Here is a 4,413-nt window from a genome sequence, read left to right as displayed (position 1 = left end):
AGAGACTGTTATGGTATCTGTGGGTGAGAAGACTTCTGAGCCTGTAGGTGAGGTTATTTTGATGTAGTTAACTACATTAAAACTGTTTGTTCCTTTTACTGTTCCCTGATATGGGCCTGTGTAAAGAGAAATATTAACTGTGTATGTCCCTAATGGCCAATTACTTGAAGCAGTGAAATAAGTGCTGGAAAAGTTTGATATATCACTACTTTGGTAATAAACATTTGAATCAGGCCCAATAACTTTTACAAGAGGACCAAAGGAAGCAGAAAATCCTGGCACCACCTCTCCTTCCATAAGAGGTGCCGAAAAATTAACTGAGGAAGTTCGGAGATACTCATATATTCCCGTTAATCTATTCCCGTAAGCATCAGAGACCTTATTAGATAGACTCACTTGTTCTCCTTGATAATAGAAGGTCTTACTTGGTTGAGTTGAAATGGATAAATTCCCACCAAAATCAATAGTCAGATTAGAATTGTTTGATACTGTAGAATATCCAACATCAAACCAATAGCCCCAGCTTGAACCATCCTGTGGATAAATAAATCCATCTAATGACAAATCATATGTATCAGCACTGAAAATTATAGTTTTCTGTGAAGTAAACTCAAAGCCGTAAGTCCAATAGCAATATGAACCCCACGCATACACATACGCCCTATCAAACCCATGTTGTGTAAATGTTATACTTCCTGTTTGCATTGTGGAAGCATCAAGAGTCACTTGGGTTGTATTTGAATCAATTGTTATATTTGGTAGTGTAAGTAGATAATAACTGCTCAAACTTGTAATCATCGCAGTGTAAGTCCCAGGTGTGATGTCACAGGAAATCGAACCGTCAGTAAAACCAAGTTTAAGGCGATTTTTCGAAGATGGATCAACCATCCATATATAGCCTTCAAGAGCACTTCCATCTTTTTTCTTTGTATTTACTGTAATATGCTGAGTATTTGTTGTATCGAAGGTATATTCTCCTGGAGCAGTAATATTACTTTTTATTAAGCCAAAATGATCACTTTCAGAAAACACAAAAATTTTATAAGTCCCAGAGGAAATATTACTAAGGTAGAGAGACCCAGTATCATCAGTATAGCCATATCCCCGCCAGTTATTATTAGAATCTAACACCACAATATATGTATTAACTGCTGGATTTCCCAATTGGTTTTTAACATGGATTAAAAGACCACTACTTCCAATAACAACTAAACTTGCGTTTAAAGTATAGGTTGTTGAACCAGAAGTTGCAGAAATTGTAAAAGGATAAGTACTAGATGTAACTGAAGAGCTAACATTAAGGGTAAGAGTAACATTAGCTGGTGGTGTTACAGAACTTTGACTTAATGTGTATGATACACCTGAAGGAAGGTTAGAAACCGAAAGAGAAACATTTCCCGTAAAGCCGCTTAATTTATCAACCATAATAGTAAAAGTTGCACTTCCACCAGGCATTACTTCTTGTTTAAGTGGGAAAACTCCTAATGTAAATCCTTGAGGAGTAGTATCATCAACCATAGTCCATGCTTCGACTACATCAACTTTAAAGAAATCGTAGCTTAGATTAACAAAACCACCGTAGCCATAGCTTGTTCCCCAGGAATTGACAATTTTAAATGCACCGTAATGCTTAACATTTGAGGCATCTGTATAATATAAGTTATCATTATAACCAACAACAGCAAGCGCATGATAATCTATTGGTTTGTCACTTGGATTATGAGGTGGAATAACATAAGAAGGATCGCTTGGAGCAGGATCAAATTCAGGATAAACAGGTATGGCAATTACAAACATATCACCATTTGCAAGCCACTGCTTTAATGTAGTAATAGTTGTATCAGTACAATTTCCTTGTCCTTGAAATATATTTGCATAACTTTTAGCCTTGAAAGGCAGTGCAAGTTGAAGCTGTGAAGCTGTTGGTTGTGTTGTGTAATCATCAGGATTATACGGGAATACCGCAAGAGTATCGCAACCCTTATTAACTAAGAGATTAAGTGCATTAGAAATAGTTGACCCATTGTCACTCCCGCCATTTATCTGGTTGTAAATAAAGGCAGGTGAAAATTGGTGATTTGGAAAAGATAAATTCCACCCTTGCTCTTTACCCTCCTGAAAAGTCTTGTAATAGTAGCCTGTTGCCCAGGCAGCACAACTGCCCTGCCACTTTTGATCACCAACAGGAGGAAGTCCTGTCGATAAATCAACTGAAGCAGGTAATGCAGTTGGAGAAATTCCTTTTGCCAAAAGATCCTGCTCTAATTTAGAAGCGTTAATTCTTGGCCAAGCTTTAACAGGTGAAGGAATACATCCCATTGCATGGTGAGTTGTATAACTTTCAGAATTCGTGCTTGATGCCTCTACAACTTCCTTTTGAACTTTGCCAATGTTAAATGGCACAAGGTTCACATAAGACAGCACCAACACAAAAACTAACAAAAAAGCAATAAGTTTCTTCATGTTTCCTCCCTTCTTTTTATATTAATTTTTTAATAATAACAAAATTTTTTATGGGTTCATTTAACAGTAAATTCATACATAACTGTTTTTTCTATTTTATTAGGTTCAAAGCTTCTATAATACATAAACACTATTTGGGTTGTGCCCGGTTTTAGTCCTTTTATTACAAAGTTGTGTTTTTGAGGAGCACCAGGTTTAGTGCTTGATGGAGGGGTGTAATAATCCTTCTCAACTGCAATTATAGAAGGATCGTTTGTTTTGTAGTGCCATGTATAACCTGCAGAAGCATTCTCTTCAAGTGAAATTGTATAGGTTTCTCCCACATTAATACTAATTAGGTTAGCCATATAATCCAGTTCTATCGATTTATCGGTATCGTTCCAGTTAACCATAAACCCGAGGGATTCTGCTAGAAATCTTAGAGGAACTACAGTTCTTCCATTTATGATCTTAGGGACGATTTTAGTATTTGTTGGATCCAAAGGAACTTCTAATTCATTAACTTTTGCAATAGGTTTGTTTATGAGTAGTTCAATTTTGGTAGAATTAAATAAAATAGATACCTTTTTCTCTTCCGTATACCATTCCACATTACCACTAATTGATTCGACAAAAGGTCTAACCTGTATAAAAGCCCTGCCATTCTCAACAAAAACGGGGAAATCAAAGGATCGTGTTTCACCATTAATTGTAAAAATTGGCTTTGAAATCCAAAGAGTGATTTTGAACCCATTAGCAATAGGATTTCCTAATTCGGTAGCCTTAACTTGCCAAATACCAAATAAGTTAAAAACTTGGCAAAGAGCCAAAAACAAAATTAAAACAATTTTCTTCAAAATATTATCACCTCCTTTCTTAGTATAGTTATTATTTTATTTTTTCCATTTTTCTTAAAATTAATCTTGATAGCTCCTTTAAATTATTTAATTACTTCTTTCGTGAGGTTATCATACCATCTTTAATTTTCTTTTCCAAGGTTCTTATTTATAACCTAAATTGAGCGATTTTTTATCACTCTAAAAAATGTTAGTGCTTTTTTGAAAAAATTGCAAGTTTTTTGACTATATTATTTTCTGTTTTTTATTTCTTTGTATTCATAGCTCTTTTCATTCGAATACATTTTGTTCTATTTAAAGTAGTGTGAATGTGTACAATACCATGAATAATCTGGATAGTTTTACTGTATTTTATGAATTCTAAGCATAGTTAACCTATCCTTTTATCTAAGGAAGGGAATTAGAGCAATTGATTAACCTGTCTCTACGCAATAACAGGTTGATTATTGCGTCTTTTCCAAAGTAGTGATACACTCAGCCTCTCATAAATGTACTGAGAGACTTTGAGAATGATTCTTCTTCCTGTGTGGATAAATTTCCCTGACAAGATCGATGAGCTTTTTCCTCACCGTTGTGTGATAACTTTTCACATCAATAATACCCTTTGCTACATCTCTTTTGAATGATTCATAGAGAAAAAGGGATAAAACTATTGAAAAGGAACCTGCTCATAAAGATTACAGGTTACAGAAGAGTAATTCAGTGGATTCTCATATGAGTGAGGGATTCCATTACTATATCAGAATGGTTTATGGATATTCCACCTCTAAAGACATCATCAATTAGATATTCATTTTGCCATAATCTCACGGGAGAGAATTAGTCAAAGAACCTCTTTACACTGTGAGAGTTCAATATTACTATAATGCCTTTCTCTATTGTCTGTATACACCCTATTCCTTAAAAAGTCGTCAAAATGGATTAGATGAAGCGATATACCATCTCATAATGAAACAGAATAGCTACTTGAACGTGCTTTCAATTGGTATTCCTTTCCTGCTTTTTCTCATACTTCCAAAGTATTTCGTAAATTTCATTCTCTTGTTTGGTTCTTTTCATTTTTGATACCTCCTTTTACAAATTTTTAATATTCCAATTATATTTTACAGAAAAA

Annotated in this window: 2 protein-coding genes; both read right to left on the bottom strand. The window is 34.5% G+C overall.

The window, feature by feature from the left end; all coding sequences use genetic code 11:
• On the bottom strand, positions 1-2,463 hold a 2,463-nt coding region (locus tag ACMV0E_RS07985; RefSeq protein WP_416085858.1), incomplete at its 3' end, for a C1 family peptidase.
• A gap of 56 nt (positions 2,464-2,519) precedes the next feature.
• Entirely contained in the window at positions 2,520-3,299 is a 780-nt protein-coding gene (locus tag ACMV0E_RS07980) for a stalk domain-containing protein (RefSeq protein ID WP_416085857.1), read from the bottom strand.
• Positions 3,300-4,413: the final 1,114 nt, after the last annotated feature.

Source organism: Caldisericum insulae (assembly GCF_047785965.1).
In the GTDB taxonomy this organism is placed as follows: domain Bacteria; phylum Caldisericota; class Caldisericia; order Caldisericales; family Caldisericaceae; genus Caldisericum; species Caldisericum exile_A.
This window is presented reverse-complemented; position numbering and strand designations above follow the sequence as displayed.